Below are 15,571 nucleotides of genomic sequence, written 5' to 3'. Positions count from 1 at the left end.
ATTAACCCTGAGATGCTTTTTGAATAACCGCCAGTGAAACCTTGGTGTAGCCCGCTTCGGTGCAGCTGGACATCACCTTTTTCAGCAAACTGAACGGGATGCCTCTGTCTGCGAGAATATTCACCTCCGGTGGTTCCGGCCCCTGCTCACCTTCGCCCTCATTCCCCCCGTCTTCAGTAAAGGCCTGGGCAACACCAATCGCCTTACCCAATTCTACGATCATAGCCTGCTTAATGGCCTCGATAACGATTTCCTCGCTCTCAAGCACCGCGCTGGTGGCAGCGACGGAGTTGGATTCCACCAGGATCTCATCGGCCGTCACCATCAGGGTTACGGTTTCCCTCGGCTTGGTCTCCACTACCGAATCCGGCAGGGTAATTACCTTGGGCGGCTCCAGCGCTTCGTTGCTGGATGTGTTGGTCAGGAGAAAAAACACCAGGATGGTGAACACGTCCATCAAAGACGTCAGGTTCATACCAGAGGTTCTTTTGCGCTTATGACTGCGCGCCATGCGCTTCATACGTCGGCTTTCATGTCTCACGGCGCATCTCCCAGGGAAATATCGGGAAACAACATCACCTTCTCCACCGCCTCGGGATCACCGGGATCACTGCCCTCAACCCGGACTTCGGCACCGCGCACGGTATCCATCACACCCACAAGGTGTTCGTAAGCAATATCCGCTTCCATCAGCAGAATGGAGTCTGTCTTTTCCGGATAACTGGCTTTCACCTGCAATAAAAACTCGGTGAGTTTTTTCAGGTCATATACTGCTGCTGTCGGCAATACTGCAACACCGGTGTCCTGCCCGGCTGTGTCCGGCGCAGCCCCTTCCCGCTGTGCGGACTCCGTCTCTTGCGTAACATTCAGGTTCGGAAAACGCGCGATCACCTTCTCACCATCGCTGATTTCCAGCGCCGCCTTGCGCACCACAACCTCCACAGTCACGGTGGGATCATCCGGGGCGCCACCGCCTGCGCCACTGGGCATATTCAACTCCAGGATAGTCACCCGAGAGAACACTGCCGATACCAGCAGGAAGGGGACCAGTACCACCATCAGGTTCAGAAAGGCAGTGATGTCCAGCTCCGGGGCCTCTTTATCTCTCCCGTGGCGCCGCCTTCTCATTACGCGGTTTCCACTTTTTGCGCTTTGCCGTGGGCTGTATTGGGCGAGCGCTTGGCGGTTTTACTTTCAGGCTTTGACACATCGATTTCGAAACGGCGCCGGGTGGCGCTGTCAATCAGGTTGGAAGCTTTCACAGACACCATCTCCAGACTGTCGATAATTTCACCGGTCAGGGAGTTGAGCAGCGCATGCACAATCAACAGGGGAATACCGGTCATCAGGCCGAAGGCGGTGGTGTTCATCGCCACAGAAATACTGGCAGAGAGCAGGTCGGCCTTTTCCGCCGGGTTGGCATTGGCTACTGCGGTAAAGGCTTCGATCAGGCCCATAATGGTTCCGAGCAGGCCCAGCAGTGTGGCGATATTGGAAAAGAGCGCGACATAAGGGGTGCGCTTTTCCAACTGCGGAGTAATCTCCATCATGCTCTCTTCCATCGCGATCTCAATATCTTCGCGACGGCGCACCGTACCCTGGCGGGCCAGCCCCATAGACAACAGCTTGCTCACACTGGAATGATCCTGCTTGACCAGGTTGCGCGCACGATCAAAATCCCCGGAGGCCAGAATCGGCTGTAATTTTTCCCACATGGCGCGGTTGGTATGGCGTTCATAGTGCAGGCGAATAAATCGTTCAATGGCAACGGCGCTACCCAGGGCGGCAACCACGAGAATGGGGTACATAAAGGTACCGCCCGTCTGGAAAAACTCGATGACGCTGTTAAAAAAGCCCATTGCAAACCCTCTTGATAAATACTGCAGTAATTTGTTGCTACTCCGACCACAACCGGAGAAAGGACGGCGTTAGTCGCCAGACAGACTGAGCTGGTAGAACGTCAACTCGCGCAGGAACACTTCCTTGTCGAGCGGCTTTAACTGGTCATCCATCAGACTGGAGACCAGATCACTTTCGACACCCACCTCGGAACTTTTCCAGGGGACAATATAGAGAGACTTGGGGGCTTCCTTGTTACCAATAATGGAGATGCCCGATAACGCTTTAATGGTTGAGTCCACTTTCTTTTCGGTGGACGCTTTCACTAACCCATCTTCAGACTGCGCCAGGGCCGCAGGGGAGGTAGCGACAGAGAAAACCACCAGCAAAATCCAATTAAATCTCAACATCACTTGCCTGCCCTCCGCTTAAGATCCGCCAGCCAGATGGATACATCCCGGTCCTGCGGCTCCAACTGCACATATTGCTGGAATTGTGCCAGAGCGCACTGGAGATCTTGCAGATAGAGATCACACAATATGCCAAGATTTTTTATCAAAGGCAGGTACTCGGGGTTTTCTGACAAGGCATGGACATAGATGTGTCGCGCATCGACAAAACGCCCCTGCCTGCGATAGAGCGCCGCCAGCTCGTTTGTGGCCACCGGATGTTTCTCATCCAGCGCAAGGGCCCTCAGGAAAGCGTCTTCCGCACCTTTCTCATTGCCAACCCGGTAATACGCGATGCCCAGGTTAATGTAGGGCGCAGGAAGTCGCTGCTCCCGCTCCACCACCGACTGCAACAGCGCAATGGCGGATTCATATTCCGCTTCGGCCAAATAATCCAGCGAGCGCTCAAAATCCCGGTTCACACTGCCGGAAATCCGCACTGTGGAATAGTCAGAAATCTTACCGGTTACGGTTTGGGTGCCCGCACAAGCGGTTAGAAACAGTACCAGCCCCGGTAGAAAAAATAATCGCAGTATTATTTGCATAGCCCTCAACTCCACTCTTGCTGCTATTACTACCCGGTCGAAAGAAAAGAATACCCCTCTCCCAGGAAACACTGTGAATACATCCCTGTACGCTCGTAATCGGCATCCATGCCTCATGCGCTCTCGGGAGAGAGGGACTCTTCCCCCCGCCTTATTCGTAACCCGACTTCTTGATGGATTACCGGGCCAATCTGCTCGGTTACCGACCGGAAACCGCTTCACCCGCATTCACCTGCTCCGGCGCCGGTGGCAGGGGTACCATACTCTGCAGGTACTGCCCCACTTCCTCAGCCCTTGCATAGCGGGCCGGTACCAGTCCGGCCAGCTTACCGATACTCTTGTCGATCCAGGGGTTGTAAATACCCACCCCCAAAAGCTCGACGTTTTTCTCATGCACCGAGATTGCTTTTTCCTCAAAAGGATAAATCTGCTCTTCCAGAGCCAGTTCGTACTCCTCCATTTCCAGCGCATTCAGGTTGGTGGGGCGTTCGGAATCCTTGAGTGACTGACTGAAATGCAAATAGATTTCCGCCAGGTAGTAAGTAGCCGCAGCAGTGACATCGGCTATTTGGTAATCAATCAGATCGGTGAAAGTGTCGATAGCCGCTTTCATACGCTTGCGTTTCAGTTTCAGGTTTTGCTCGATTGGTTTCACCAGAACTATCTGGGTAAAGGCACGGAAACTCGGCTCGGCGAGCTGCAGTGCGGCATTACCGGCGAGATAGCGAGTGCGGTCGCTGCGCTGGGAGCCACCGCGCAGTTCGATACGCACCATCTCACGCAACGCCTTCATATAGAGTTTTTCATTGCCATCGGCTTTATGGATATCGGCAATTCCCTGCCGCGTCTCCAGTGCCGGTTCCAAGGGATTGGGAAACTGGTTCACATAGCGGCGCAGCACCGTTAGGGCTTTTTGACTGTCCTGTGCCGCACTGTAGAGATCCGCCGCCTGGGTCAGGGCCTCGCGGCGGATTGCCTCATCCCCGGACTCGCGCTCAATGCGCTCAAACTCCCCTGCGGCCAGCAGCAACTCTCCACTCTCCTGATAAACCACCGCCAGTTTCTTGGTGACTTCTTTCGCCAGCTCGTGTTGCGGGAAATTGCTGCGGAAATTGTTGAGCACCATCGCGGCCCGGGTCCATTCCTGCAATACGATCAGTGAGGCGGCCGCATCGTATTCCGCTGTGGCCAGCAGGGTGGCTCCGGGAGCGGCAGCCCGAATACGCAGGAAATGGTCGGCGGCGGTGGCGTGATCCTGTTGCTGGCGGGCCATATCCCCCTGCTGGTAAATGGATGCCGCCAGGTTATCGATCAGCCCGGCGCGATCCTTGGCATCTGCGGCGGTCAGATTCAGGGTTTTTCCGTAGGCCACTTCGGCATCCACAAATGCCTGTACCTCAAACGAGGCGTGGGCTACCAGCATCCAGCTGGAGCGGCGAATCTCCCGTGCCGCGGCCGGGAATTTCTCCAGTAACAGGCGACCGTTTTCGATGGCAAGGACATAGTCCTTAAGGCCATACAAATCCTCCACGGCACCCAGCATCACCTGCGGCGCTTTGTCGTGTCCGGGGAAGGTGTCGGCGAAGGTCAGAGAGGAGCGGATAATCTCGCGCAACAGGACAGCACGCTGGTCTGCAGTGGCCGCTTTCAGGTGATTTGCCAGGTGTTCTCGATAGGCGTAAACCGCCGCATAACCCGCCCCGCTGGAATCTTTGTGGGCCGGATATTCATAGGCGGTGCGCTCATATTCCAAAGCCGCACTGTGGAAATCCCGGTTCTCCAGCATCAAACCGGCCAGTTGATAGTTCATCTCCGGCGCGCGCTCGGTTTCGCGGAAGGATTGCAGATAGCTGCGATACCAGTGAATCGCCTCACGGTAGTGCTCGGCCTTTTTATCCTTGAACTTTTTATTCTGGTAGGCCGCGTGATAATGGCTGGCCAGGTCGATCAGGTTCGCCTGCAGAAACTCAACCACCTCTCCGTACTCATTGATATCGAATACGGCCCAGTATTCAGCCTTGAGCCCATAGGTGTTGGCAAAGGATTTCTTGGCATCCAGCACCAGCTTGGGAAAGCCGCCCTTGCTGTAAATTTCGATCACACGAATGGAGAAATCCGCCGAGACTTTGTGTAGCGGATTGCGCTCCACAAAGGCGGTATAGGATTTTGCCGAGTCCTGATAGCGGCGCTTATCCAGGTAGTACTCACCCAGGTGGCTGTACACCAGGTATTCATACTGACGCGCCCCCTTGCGGGAGAAATAATCGACAATAGAATCGGGGCCTTCCAGGTAGGAGAAACTCAAGCTCACCACACGGAAAGTATCCTCGATGTGCTTGCGCTCCACCTCATTGGTCTGCTGGTCGAAGTCATACCCCTGGGAGACTTTGTAATCGAGCATGGCGATATAGTCGTCCAGCGCCATCTCGTACATATCCTGCTTGAACAGGGACCAGCCGCGCTTGTATAGGGCCAGCTCATAGAAACTGGAAATCACCCCGATACCGATCACCTTACCGTAGGCTCCCTCCGCATCCAGGTATTTCTTGCGGGTAAAGTAGTATTCCCCCAGGCGGAACCAGGATTCATCGATATGACGGGAATCCGGATATTTGGCAACCAACTGTCGCAACACATCCACCGCCTGCTCAATCTCGCCGGCCTCCTCATAGGCTCGGGAGAGCTGGTACATCACTTGGTCATTGCGGTCGTACAGGGGATATTTTTTCAGCAGGTCAAGATACAGATTAATCGCTTCGCGGGCATTGGCCGACATCAGTGCACCGGTATCGTCTGCAGGAACCGGTAGCGCAGCGTTATCCGAGGCAATCTCAATGCTACCGCTGGCACGCGCCGCAAATTCATCGTCCGACTCCGTCTCGCCAGAGAATTTCACTGCCTTAATTTCAACCCGGGCAGCCGGTGCGGCCACTTCCGCGGGTGCATCGAGAGTATTTTCTGCAGACACTTCTGCGGCATTGATGGCAACCACCGCTGCGCTCGTACTTGCCACACCTGCACCACTGGCAATACCGTCAATCGCAGCATCCTCAGCGCGGTGCGCCTGTTGGATTTTCAGATCGGCAATTCGGCGCATCGCCTCGGGCGTGAGACTGGACTCTGGTGTTTCCTGCAGGTAGCGCTGGTAACTGGCCAGGGCCTTCTCAAGACTTCCGTCGATATATTCCTCTTTAATCTCGATATCGACATCCTGCAGGCTGCCAATAGTCTTGCCACTAGTGACCGCGCAGGCATTGAACAACAGGGCAATCGCGCAAGCCAGGGCGCATCGATACGCAATAGCCGTACTCAGCGGGCTGGTTTTAAACCAGGGCATCAGGCTTCTCCTCCTTCACGCGCTTCCGCTTCCAGTTCAGGGGGATTGTCGTCCGGCAGGGGTTCGGGCGGGGACTCGCGGAACTGCTCGATTTTGCGCTGCTCCTCGCGCTGCTCCTGCAATACGTTGGCGCGGTCATAACTGTCGGCCAGGGCAAATCGCGCTTGGATCTGGTAGCTCTCGAGCTGGGTGCGACGGCGTTCCAGTTCCTGAATCGCCAGGGTCTCCAACATACTGCCCTGGCGCGCCATCAACATTTCGAGACGCTGCTGGGTAGTGTGTATCTGCGCACGCAGGCGGGTGATCGATTTGTTGTAGCCGGTATAACTGTGCGTGGCTGCCTGGCGGCTGCGCACATAGGATTGGTAAACCCCCTGCAGTTGTTCAATTTCCCCATTGAGTTCCTGCAGATGCTTATAGGCTTGCGTAAGCCGCTGGTCGTACTCTGTGGAGAGGCGCAAATCCAACACGCCCTGCAGGCGCGCCACCCTGCTGCGGGTGACCTCGGTAAAGCCCTGCGGATTCTGGGCAAGCTGCCGGCGCAATTCCCTCAATGTCAGGCGCACCGCCTGCTCATCGGCAGTGGCGAGATATTCCGGGCGACGCGAGACCAGCATCTGCTCAATGCGCCCGACATATGTATCCCGTTGCTCAATACGCAGTTTGATACGGGCATCCAGATTGCGGAATTGCCCGTCGAGTTGCGGCAGTAGGGGTTCATAATAAGCCCTGCGGATACGGATAATGTCCTCGAAGGCACTGAGGCTTTTGAGCCACGCTTTATTGCGCTCATAGAGAGCATTCAGGTCGCGGTAATTGCGCAGGAATGCCTGGTAATCATTGGATGCCATCAGGTCGAGAAGATAATGGGTCTCCGGTGCATCCGGCAGTTTGCGCAGCGCCACCACCCAATTTTGCACCTGGGTAGCCTCTTTGCGGCGCAGCGCCTGCAGAAACTTACCCAGGCGAATACTGTTAATCGAGGCGGTCAGGGTATCAATTTCATTGCCGAAAGAATCCAGCGCACGGCCATAGTGAATCGCAGCAGTACTGTGTACATCCAGCTTGCCGTAGGCATAGGGCACAGCGAGCATGGCTTCCTGTACGGATTCGTTGGTCCCCTTGCGATCCTGCAACATTTTCCAGGGCACCAATGCCCGCTCATAGCGACCCGCGCGGGCCTCGACCCAGCCGGCACCGAGCAGGGCGCGGTTGGAAAATGGGCCTTCGAGATTGACGCGGTCAAAATACGGGCGCGCCTGCTGCAATTCGCCGGCTTCCATTAAGTGCGCGCCGAGCAACAGATTGGTTTTGTCATACAGTGCCTGCTCGCCGGGCTCACTGCTGCGCTTTTTGCCCAAGTCAGTGAGTTCCAGCACACCGCGGACTTCCTCACCGGATTTTAACTGGGCGACACCGAGGTTGAACTCGACAAACCCGGCCAGGGACGCTTCCCCTTTCAGGTCCTCAAGCAGCTCAACCGCCTCATCGAAACGCCCAAGCTGCATAAACACCCGCGCACGCAAAAACTGCTCTTGCGCACGTACACGCTCTGGCACCCGCCCTTCAATCATTTCCAGCGCGTGCAGGGCATTGACCGGCTGCTGCTTGTGATAGTGGATCTTGGCCAGGCGATAGGCGGCTTCATTGCGCACCGGTCGGGAAACATTCCCTTTCAGTACCGCTTCAATCGCCCGACCCGCTTCCCGGTGCATGCGATAGGAAAGCTCCAGATCGCCCACGGAGAACTCCGCCTGCCCCAGATGCGCACTGAATGGGTCCAGCTCCGGCTCATCCAGGCGATGGAACTGGGCCAGTTCGGTATCCAGGGCCACAATCGCATCAAAGTAGTTTTCCTGGTGGGCGTGGAACATGGCCGCACCAAAAAACAGATCGCGCAGCGCCTCACGCTCTTCAGCATTGGCCAAACCGGAGAGGACAGGCAGGGTACACAGGGAGACCGCTAAAACCCGCAGCGTCACCCTGACCGGGCCCGGCAGTGCCGAAAGCAGAGAGGTAGGCATGGTTACCAGTCCTTGAAGTGAATCTCGGACTCGGTTCCCAAAATACTGATCTCGACAAACTTCGGCCCAACCGCCTTGTCCACCTGGTAAGCGGCATCGGCCCGGTATTCCCTTCCGGAAGGGGTTTTACCGATAAAGCGTACTTGCAAAGGGTGCGCACCCGTCTGGACATTGCCGGTATAAATTTTTTGTACACCGCCTTTTTGCAGGGATTCGATTTCGCGATAGGTATATAGATGGTGCGCAACAATTTCACCGTTCAGCCTGAGCTCTACCGATTCCAATTCAAATGGCTGCTCATCGGCAATGGAGACAAAAAAAGCCACCTGGGAATTTGAGGGGAAAAGCAGTTTCTCTTCCAGTTGTGCCAGGGTTGCGGTCAAATCGATCACATCTTTTTTTACATCCTGGATTTGCTCATCCAGGCCACGGATATCATCGCGGCTGACGTTTTGCGCAGTTGCGATGCCAGTCAATAGCAGAAGAAAGAGTGTGACCTGTAGCATTCTGAACATGTGACCTACCTCTGACCCTATCCATTAACCATGGACATCAACCATGTATCAGCCCTGTCAGGGCCGCATTGAAATGCCTGCAAGCAGGGACCTATCAGTCTGCGACATTGTATTGAATCGGGGCGTGTGGGGATGTGAGGGACGTCAAATCTAGCGAAGCGAATGAGAGCGACGTGTTTTACACAACGATACCGGCTTCAGGAAAAATCATGGGCCGGGCGGGAATTTTTCAGTGGAAAAGGAAGTTTGAGGCGGGCCCGCTGTGGCCTGTGACCAGCAGCAGCGAGTCCTGTAGCGTACGTTCAAGCTGGCAACCCGGAAGGACCTCTCCCTCCGGTTGCATTGCCTATTCAATAATAAGCCTGGGACTTGTCGGAATGATCGGTAATATCTTTCACACCGGCCAACTCGGGAATTTTTTCTTTCAGCGTTTTTTCAACGCCCTCCTTAAGCGTCATATCCACCATGCCACAGCCCTGGCAACCACCGCCAAACCTCAGCACCGCAAACATGTCCTCGGTAACCTCCTCCAGACTCACCTGCCCCCCATGGGCCGCCAGGCCGGGATTGATCTCGTTGTAGAGCACATAGTTGATGCGATCCTCGATAGGGCTGTCATCGGTGATCTTGGGCATGCGGGAGTTGGGGGCGCGAATGGTAAGCTGCCCGCCCATTTTGTCCGGGGAATAGTCGACTCGGGCCTCATCCAGATAGGGGACACTGCGCCCCTCAAAGTAGGCCCTGAAAGCGTTCATTTCCATGACCACATCGTCAGCCTCCTCTTCCCCCGGGCGGCAGTAGGCGATGCAGGTTTCGGCATTCGGCGTGCCCGGGCTGGAGACAAACATGCGAATGGCAATACCCTCACATTCCTGCTTGTCCAGCAGCTCTTTCAGGTACGCCTGCGCGGATTCGGTGATGGTCACATTCAAATCTGACATAAGCCTTCTCAAATAACCGAGTTTCTATGTCGGGTATTTTACGCCTCCAAGCGCGCAAGTGAAACCGGTCTGTTGGCGAGGGCGCGCGCGGGCAGCACGCACACCGGCCTCAGACCGGGATAAATCCCAACAGAGTCTCGGCAGCCTCCACAGACGATGCCGGGTTTTGCCCCGTCACCAGCTTGCCATCCACCACCACATAAGGTGCCCAGTCCTCTCCTTTGGAATAGTGACCCCCCTGGTCCCGCAGCATCTCCTCCACCAGAAAGGGCACCACGTCCAGCAGTTCCACTGCGGCCTCTTCAGTATTCGAGAAGCCCGTGACACTCTTGCCCGACACCAGCGGGGCACCGCCTTTGCGCAGGGTATGGCGGAATACCGCCGGCCCATGGCACACCGCGCCAATGGGCTTGTCCGCCGCGTGAAAATCCTCGATCAGGGAGATGGACGCCTGGTCTTCCGCCAGGTCCCACAGGGGGCCGTGCCCGCCCGGATAGAAGACCGCATCGAAATCCCGCGCCTGCAGACGCGCCAGTTTCACCGTATTGGCCAGCGCCTGTTGCGCCGCCGGGTCCCGGTGGAAGCGCCGGGTGGCCTCGGTCTGGAAATCCGGCTCGTCACTTTTGGGGTCCAGGGGCGGCTGCCCCCCCTCTGGGGAGGCCAGGGTCACTTCCGCACCGGCGCTCTTAAAGGCGTAATAAGGGGCGGCAAACTCCTCCAGCCAAAAACCGGTTTTTTTACCGGTAGTGCCCAGCTTATTATGAGAGGTCAGCACCATCAGAATCTTCATCGCATTCTCCGCATTATTCTGAGTCCCCGGCAGCCCATTGGCCTGCCGGGGCGTAAACACTGTCAGGATAGGTCAGTCGTCTGCGCCTACGCGCACCACCAACTTGCCAAAATTTTCGCCCTGTAACAGGCCCATAAACGCCTGCGGGGCCCGTTCCAGGCCCCGCACGATATCCTCGCGATAGCGGATTTTGCCCTCGCCGACCCATTGGCCCAAAGCCTCACTGAATGCACCGAAGCGCGCATACTCGTCGAAGATGATAAAACCCTGGATTTTCAGGCGTTTGATCAGCACGTCGCGCATCAACAGGCCCATCCGATCGGGCCCCGGTGGCAGTGCCGTGGCATTGTACTGGGAGATCAGGCCACACAGGGGGATGCGCGCAAAGTCATTCAGCAGTGGCAACACCCCATCAAACACCTTGCCGCCAACACTTTCGAAATAGATATCGATACCGCTGGGGCAAGCCGCGGCCAGCTGTTCGGTGAAGTCGGCATCGTGGTGATCCAGGCATACATCAAAACCCAATTCCTCCACCGCGTAGCGGCACTTCTCGATGGAGCCGGCAACACCGACCACACGACAGCCTTTGATCTTGCCGATCTGCCCGACCACCGAACCCACAGGCCCGGTGGCTGCCGCCACGACCAGGGTTTCATCCGGCCTGGGCTCGCCAATTTCCAGCAGGCCAAAATAGGCCGTGATACCCGGCATACCCAATACACCCAGGGCATAGGAGGGATGATCAGGGTTCACGCCCATATTGACGAGGCCGGTGCCATCAGAAAGCCCATAGTCCTGCCAGCCACTGTAGCTCAGTACCCAGTCGCCAACCGCATAGCCCGGCAGGCGGGATTCGACAACACGGCTCACGGTGCCTCCCACCATGGTATCGCCGAGGGCGACAGGCTCCGAATAGGATTCGGCATCGCTCATGCGACCGCGCATATAGGGGTCCAGTGATAAATACACTGTGCGCAACAACACCTGGCCGTCTTGCGGCTGTGGCACGGCAACTTCCTCGATACTGAAATTATCTTCACCAGGGGGCCCCTCTGGCCGGGAGGCAAGAATCACCCGGCGATTCTTATCACTTGTTTGCATCCTATTCCTCTCCTTTTGTGGCTTTGCAGTCTGAAGCGCCTGGTGTGGTGGCGCACGCGTGGACATTCGGTATGCCCGGCCGGAGGCATCCGCCCCGCCCGTCTCGGTCTGGATTTCCAGGCACGCAAAATAGTATCAGGCCGATGGAACATCTAGGGGTTTATCGCTATAGGTGCCAAGTCCTCAGGGTTAAATTGCTGGTAGCCGACAGAAAGCGGCCAATAATTGTGGCGCAGCGGTCGATGGCAATCACGTCACCACCGGTCCATGGGCTTGCCTGTGCTAAGATTGACGCCTTTCCCGCCCCTGATATCGAGTAAGGACTGGTACATGTTGCAGCCGTTTCGCAGCCGTCGCCTCGGGCAACTGAATACTGCACTGACTGAGCGTATCCTGATACTGGATGGCGCCATGGGGACCATGATCCAAAGGGCAAAGCTGGGGGAATCCGACTACCGGGGCGAGCGCTTCGCCGACTTTCCCCGGGACCTCAAGGGCAACAACGACCTGCTGAGCCTGACCCGCCCCGAACTGATCGAGCAGATCCACCGGGAATACCTGCAAGCGGGCGCCGACATTATTGAAACCAATACATTTAACGCGACCCGGCTGTCCCAGTCGGATTACGATATGGCGCACCTGGTGGAGGAACTGAACCGCACCTCCGCCGAAATCGCCCGGCGCGCCGCAGATGCCCTCTCCACCCCGGCGCGGCCCCGCTGGGTAGCCGGGGTGATCGGCCCCACTTCCCGCACCGCCAGTATCTCGCCGGATGTCAATGATCCCAGCGCGCGCAATGTCACTTTCGAGGAACTGGTAGAGAATTACCTGGAAGCCGGACGCGCCCTGATCGAGGGCGGCAGCGACCTGATTCTGATCGAGACCATCTTCGATACCCTCAATGCCAAGGCGGCCATCTTCGCCATGCAACGGCTGTTCGAGACGCTGGGTTTCGAACTGCCGCTCATGCTCTCGGGCACCATTACCGATGCCTCCGGCCGCACCCTGTCCGGCCAGACCACCGAGGCATTTTACTATTCCATCGCCCATGCCAAACCACTTTCCGTGGGCCTCAACTGCGCCCTGGGCGCCACCGAACTGCGCCCCTATATAGAAGCCTTGTCTGGCGTCTGCGCCACCTATGTCTCCGCCCACCCCAATGCGGGTCTGCCCAACGAATTTGGCGAATACGATGAAACCCCGGAGCAAACTGCCGCAATTGTGGCGGAATTTGCCCGCAGCGGTTTTCTCAATATTCTCGGCGGCTGCTGCGGTACCACCCCCGATCATATCCGCGCTATTGCCGAGGCAGTAACCCATATCGCCCCGCGCCAGCCGCCGCAGATCAAACCGGCCCTGCGCCTGTCCGGCCTTGAGCCTTTTATCGCCGATGAAACCGCGCTGTTCGTCAATGTGGGCGAGCGCTGCAACGTCACGGGTTCCGCCCGCTTCAAACGCCTGATTCTGGAGGAGGACTACGATACCGCCCTGCAGGTCGCTGCCACCCAGGTGGAAGACGGCGCTCAGGTAATCGACTTCAATATGGATGAGGCGATGCTCGATGCACTCGCCGCCATGCGCCGCTTCCTAAACCTCGCCGCCACCGAGCCGGACATCGCCAGGGTGCCGTTTATGGTGGACTCTTCCAAGTGGGCGGTGATCGAAGCGGGCCTGCAATGCATTCAGGGCAAGCCCATCGTGAACTCCATCAGCCTTAAGGAGGGCAAGGAGGAGTTTATCGAGAAAGCACAGTTGTGCCTGCGCTACGGTGCCGCTGTGGTGGTGATGGCTTTTGACGAGGACGGCCAGGCGGATACTTTCGAGCGCAAAATCGAAATCTGTAAACGCAGCTACGGCGTGCTCGTGGAGGACGTTGGGTTCGATCCCACGGATATTATTTTCGATCCCAATATTTTTGCCGTCGCCACCGGTATTGAGGAGCACAACAATTACGCGGTGGACTTTATCCAGGCCTGCCGCTGGATTCGCAAAAATCTGCCCGGCGCCCAGATCAGCGGCGGTGTCTCCAATGTCTCCTTCTCCTTTCGCGGCAACAACCCGGTGCGCGAGGCGATCCATTCGGTATTTTTGTTCCACGCCATCAAGGCCGGGCTGAATATGGGTATCGTCAACGCCGGCCAGCTGGCGGTCTATGACGAACTGCCGGAGGAACTGCGGGAAAAGGTCGAGGATGTCATCCTCAACCGCAGCAGTGACGCCACCGAGGCCCTGCTGGATATCGCAGCCAAATACCAGGGCGGGGGCGGCACCACCGCGCGCAAGGAAGACCTGAGCTGGCGCCAGCTGCCGGTGCGAGAGCGCTTGTCGCATGCCCTGGTAAAAGGTATCAACCACTATATCGTAGAAGATACCGAGGAGGCCCGCGCCAACTCCTCCCGTCCATTGGACGTCATCGAAGGCCCGCTGATGGACGGTATGAATATCGTCGGCGACCTGTTTGGCGAGGGTAAGATGTTCCTGCCCCAGGTGGTGAAATCCGCCCGCGTGATGAAACAGGCAGTGGCCTACCTGCAGCCGTATATCGAGGCGGAAAAAACCCAAGACAGCCGTTCCAACGGCCGTATCCTGATGGCTACGGTAAAGGGCGATGTGCACGATATCGGCAAGAATATTGTGGGGGTGGTGCTGGCCTGTAACAATTACGAGGTGATCGATCTCGGTGTAATGGTGCCCGCCGAGACCATCCTGCAGACCGCGCGGGAAAAAGCCTGCGACATCATTGGCCTGTCCGGCCTGATCACCCCCTCCCTGGATGAAATGGTGCACGTGGCAGCCGAAATGGAGCGCCAGGGGTTTGATATGCCCCTGCTGATCGGCGGTGCCACCACCTCCAAGGCACATACCGCTGTCAAAATTGAGCCCCAGTTCAAGCGCAACCAGGTGGTCTATGTGGCCGACGCCTCCCGCGCGGTGGGTGTAGCCAGCAGCCTGATTTCCGCTACGCTGCGCCCACCCTTTGTAGAAAAAATCCGCACCGAATACGAAAAAGTACGCATCCGCACCGCCAACCGCAAACGCAACGACACCCGCCTGACCTATAGGGGGGCGCGCGATGCGGCACCGGAATTTGACTGGCAGAACTACCGCCCCGCCAGGCCCAACAAACTGGGCCTCACGGTGATTGACGATTTCCCCCTGGAAGAACTGCTCGACACCCTGGACTGGACGCCCTTTTTTATTTCCTGGGATCTGGCGGGCAAATTTCCGGCAATCCTGAAAGATAAAATCGTTGGTGAAGCCGCCAGTGACCTCTACAAAAATGCACTGCGGTTACTGAAAGAGATGATCGACAACAAGCGCCTGCGCGCCCGCGCCGTGTTCGGGCTCTGGCCCGCCAACAGTATCGGCGACGATATCATCGTCTACAAAGACGAAAGCCGCAGCGAAGAGCTGGCGCGCCTGCATCATATGCGCCAACAGGTGCAAAAACGCGGGGGCGATGGGCTGTGCCGCTCCCTGGCCGACTTTGTCGCCCCACTGGATTCCGGCCAAATGGATTATGTGGGTGGTTTCGCGGTGACTACCGGTATTGGCGCAGACGCGCTGGCGGACAGCTACACCGCCAAACACGACGATTATAATGCCATTATGGTCAAGGCCCTGGCAGACCGCTTGGCGGAGTCTTTCGCCGAAACCCTGCACCGCCGGGTGCGCAAGGAATACTGGGGCTATGCACCGGACGAGGCGCTCAGCAATGTACAGCTGATCAAGGAGGCCTATCGGGGTATTCGCCCCGCCCCCGGCTACCCAGCCTGCCCGGATCATTCGGAAAAAGCCACCCTGTTCAAATTGCTTCAGGCGGAGCAAAATGCAGGGGTCAGCCTTACCGAGCACTTTGCCATGATGCCTGCGGCGGCGGTGAGCGGCTGGTACTTTGCCCACCCGCAGGCAAAGTACTTTAGTGTCGGCAAAATCGGCAGGGACCAGCTGCAAAGCCTGGCAAAACGCAAAGGGGTCAGCGAGCAGGCACTGGAACGCTGGCTGCGCCCCAATCTGGAGGAGTGAG

At 57.2% G+C, this 15,571-nt stretch carries 12 protein-coding genes; 1 reads left to right on the top strand and 11 read right to left on the bottom strand.

Annotation, left to right across the window (positions count from 1 at the left end; translation table 11 throughout):
• Nucleotide 1 precedes the first annotated feature (1 nt).
• The 11 genes from ACL7TT_RS17770 to ACL7TT_RS17720 form a co-directional block, all read right to left on the bottom strand.
• Nucleotides 2-541 (bottom strand): ExbD/TolR family protein, encoded by a 540-nt coding sequence (locus ACL7TT_RS17770; RefSeq protein WP_413397415.1) that lies wholly within the window; start codon nt 539-541, stop codon nt 2-4.
• Nucleotides 538-1,128 (bottom strand): ExbD/TolR family protein, encoded by a 591-nt coding sequence (locus tag ACL7TT_RS17765; protein WP_413397413.1) that lies wholly within the window; start codon nt 1,126-1,128, stop codon nt 538-540. Before ACL7TT_RS17765 ends, ACL7TT_RS17770 begins: the two co-directional genes overlap by 4 nt.
• Nucleotides 1,128-1,859, bottom strand: coding sequence for a MotA/TolQ/ExbB proton channel family protein (locus ACL7TT_RS17760; protein ID WP_413397411.1), 732 nt, complete (start codon nt 1,857-1,859; stop codon nt 1,128-1,130). The genes ACL7TT_RS17765 and ACL7TT_RS17760 overlap by 1 nt, the downstream gene beginning before the upstream one ends.
• A gap of 69 nt (nt 1,860-1,928) precedes the next feature.
• Entirely contained in the window at nt 1,929-2,249 is a 321-nt protein-coding gene (locus tag ACL7TT_RS17755; protein ID WP_413397410.1) for a hypothetical protein, read from the bottom strand.
• A complete protein-coding gene (locus tag ACL7TT_RS17750) occupies nt 2,249-2,833 on the bottom strand; it encodes a tetratricopeptide repeat protein (protein ID WP_413397408.1) in 585 nt (194 codons plus the stop codon). The genes ACL7TT_RS17755 and ACL7TT_RS17750 overlap by 1 nt, the downstream gene beginning before the upstream one ends.
• Nucleotides 2,834-3,032: 199 nt before the next feature.
• Nucleotides 3,033-6,170: a tetratricopeptide repeat protein gene (locus ACL7TT_RS17745; protein ID WP_413397406.1), complete on the bottom strand. Its 3,138-nt coding sequence runs from the start codon at nt 6,168-6,170 to the stop codon at nt 3,033-3,035.
• A complete protein-coding gene (locus ACL7TT_RS17740; protein WP_413397404.1) occupies nt 6,170-8,194 on the bottom strand; it encodes a tetratricopeptide repeat protein in 2,025 nt (674 codons plus the stop codon). Before ACL7TT_RS17740 ends, ACL7TT_RS17745 begins: the two co-directional genes overlap by 1 nt.
• 2 nt (nt 8,195-8,196) lie before the next feature.
• The gene (locus ACL7TT_RS17735; protein ID WP_413397402.1) at nt 8,197-8,709 is read right to left on the bottom strand and encodes a hypothetical protein; all 513 of its coding nucleotides are present in this window, start codon (nt 8,707-8,709) and stop codon (nt 8,197-8,199) included.
• A 350-nt stretch (nt 8,710-9,059) separates the two neighbouring features.
• The gene (gene nfuA, locus ACL7TT_RS17730; RefSeq protein WP_413397400.1) at nt 9,060-9,650 is read right to left on the bottom strand and encodes a Fe-S biogenesis protein NfuA; all 591 of its coding nucleotides are present in this window, start codon (nt 9,648-9,650) and stop codon (nt 9,060-9,062) included.
• A 109-nt stretch (nt 9,651-9,759) separates the two neighbouring features.
• The gene (locus tag ACL7TT_RS17725) at nt 9,760-10,440 is read right to left on the bottom strand and encodes a type 1 glutamine amidotransferase domain-containing protein (RefSeq protein ID WP_413397398.1); all 681 of its coding nucleotides are present in this window, start codon (nt 10,438-10,440) and stop codon (nt 9,760-9,762) included.
• A 72-nt stretch (nt 10,441-10,512) separates the two neighbouring features.
• On the bottom strand, nt 10,513-11,544 hold the full coding sequence (locus ACL7TT_RS17720) for an NADP-dependent oxidoreductase (protein ID WP_299944924.1): 1,032 nt from the start codon (nt 11,542-11,544) through the stop codon (nt 10,513-10,515).
• A gap of 330 nt (nt 11,545-11,874) precedes the next feature.
• On the opposite strand from ACL7TT_RS17720, the gene metH reads away from it, so the two are divergent.
• On the top strand, nt 11,875-15,570 hold the full coding sequence (gene metH / locus ACL7TT_RS17715; protein WP_413397396.1) for a methionine synthase: 3,696 nt from the start codon (nt 11,875-11,877) through the stop codon (nt 15,568-15,570).
• The last annotated feature ends 1 nt before the right edge of the window (nt 15,571 follow it).

The sequence above is a fragment of the Microbulbifer jejuensis genome (genome assembly GCF_047289955.1).
Taxonomy (GTDB): domain Bacteria; phylum Pseudomonadota; class Gammaproteobacteria; order Pseudomonadales; family Cellvibrionaceae; genus Microbulbifer.
The sequence above is the reverse complement of the archived record's forward strand: the minus strand, read 5'-3'. Positions and strand labels throughout refer to the sequence as shown.

Coding starts and splice junctions, on each gene's coding strand:
- ACL7TT_RS17765 (WP_413397413.1), bottom strand. CDS start 1,128: ATGAGAAGGCGGCGCCACGGGAGAGATAAAGAGGCCCCGGAGCTGGAC.
- ACL7TT_RS17760 (WP_413397411.1), bottom strand. CDS start 1,859: ATGGGCTTTTTTAACAGCGTCATCGAGTTTTTCCAGACGGGCGGTACC.
- ACL7TT_RS17755 (WP_413397410.1), bottom strand. CDS start 2,249: ATGTTGAGATTTAATTGGATTTTGCTGGTGGTTTTCTCTGTCGCTACC.
- ACL7TT_RS17750 (WP_413397408.1), bottom strand. CDS start 2,833: ATGCAAATAATACTGCGATTATTTTTTCTACCGGGGCTGGTACTGTTT.
- ACL7TT_RS17745 (WP_413397406.1), bottom strand. CDS start 6,170: ATGCCCTGGTTTAAAACCAGCCCGCTGAGTACGGCTATTGCGTATCGA.
- ACL7TT_RS17740 (WP_413397404.1), bottom strand. CDS start 8,194: ATGCCTACCTCTCTGCTTTCGGCACTGCCGGGCCCGGTCAGGGTGACG.
- ACL7TT_RS17735 (WP_413397402.1), bottom strand. CDS start 8,709: ATGTTCAGAATGCTACAGGTCACACTCTTTCTTCTGCTATTGACTGGC.
- nfuA (WP_413397400.1), bottom strand. CDS start 9,650: ATGTCAGATTTGAATGTGACCATCACCGAATCCGCGCAGGCGTACCTG.
- ACL7TT_RS17725 (WP_413397398.1), bottom strand. CDS start 10,440: ATGAAGATTCTGATGGTGCTGACCTCTCATAATAAGCTGGGCACTACC.
- ACL7TT_RS17720 (WP_299944924.1), bottom strand. CDS start 11,544: ATGCAAACAAGTGATAAGAATCGCCGGGTGATTCTTGCCTCCCGGCCA.
- metH (WP_413397396.1), top strand. CDS start 11,875: ATGTTGCAGCCGTTTCGCAGCCGTCGCCTCGGGCAACTGAATACTGCA.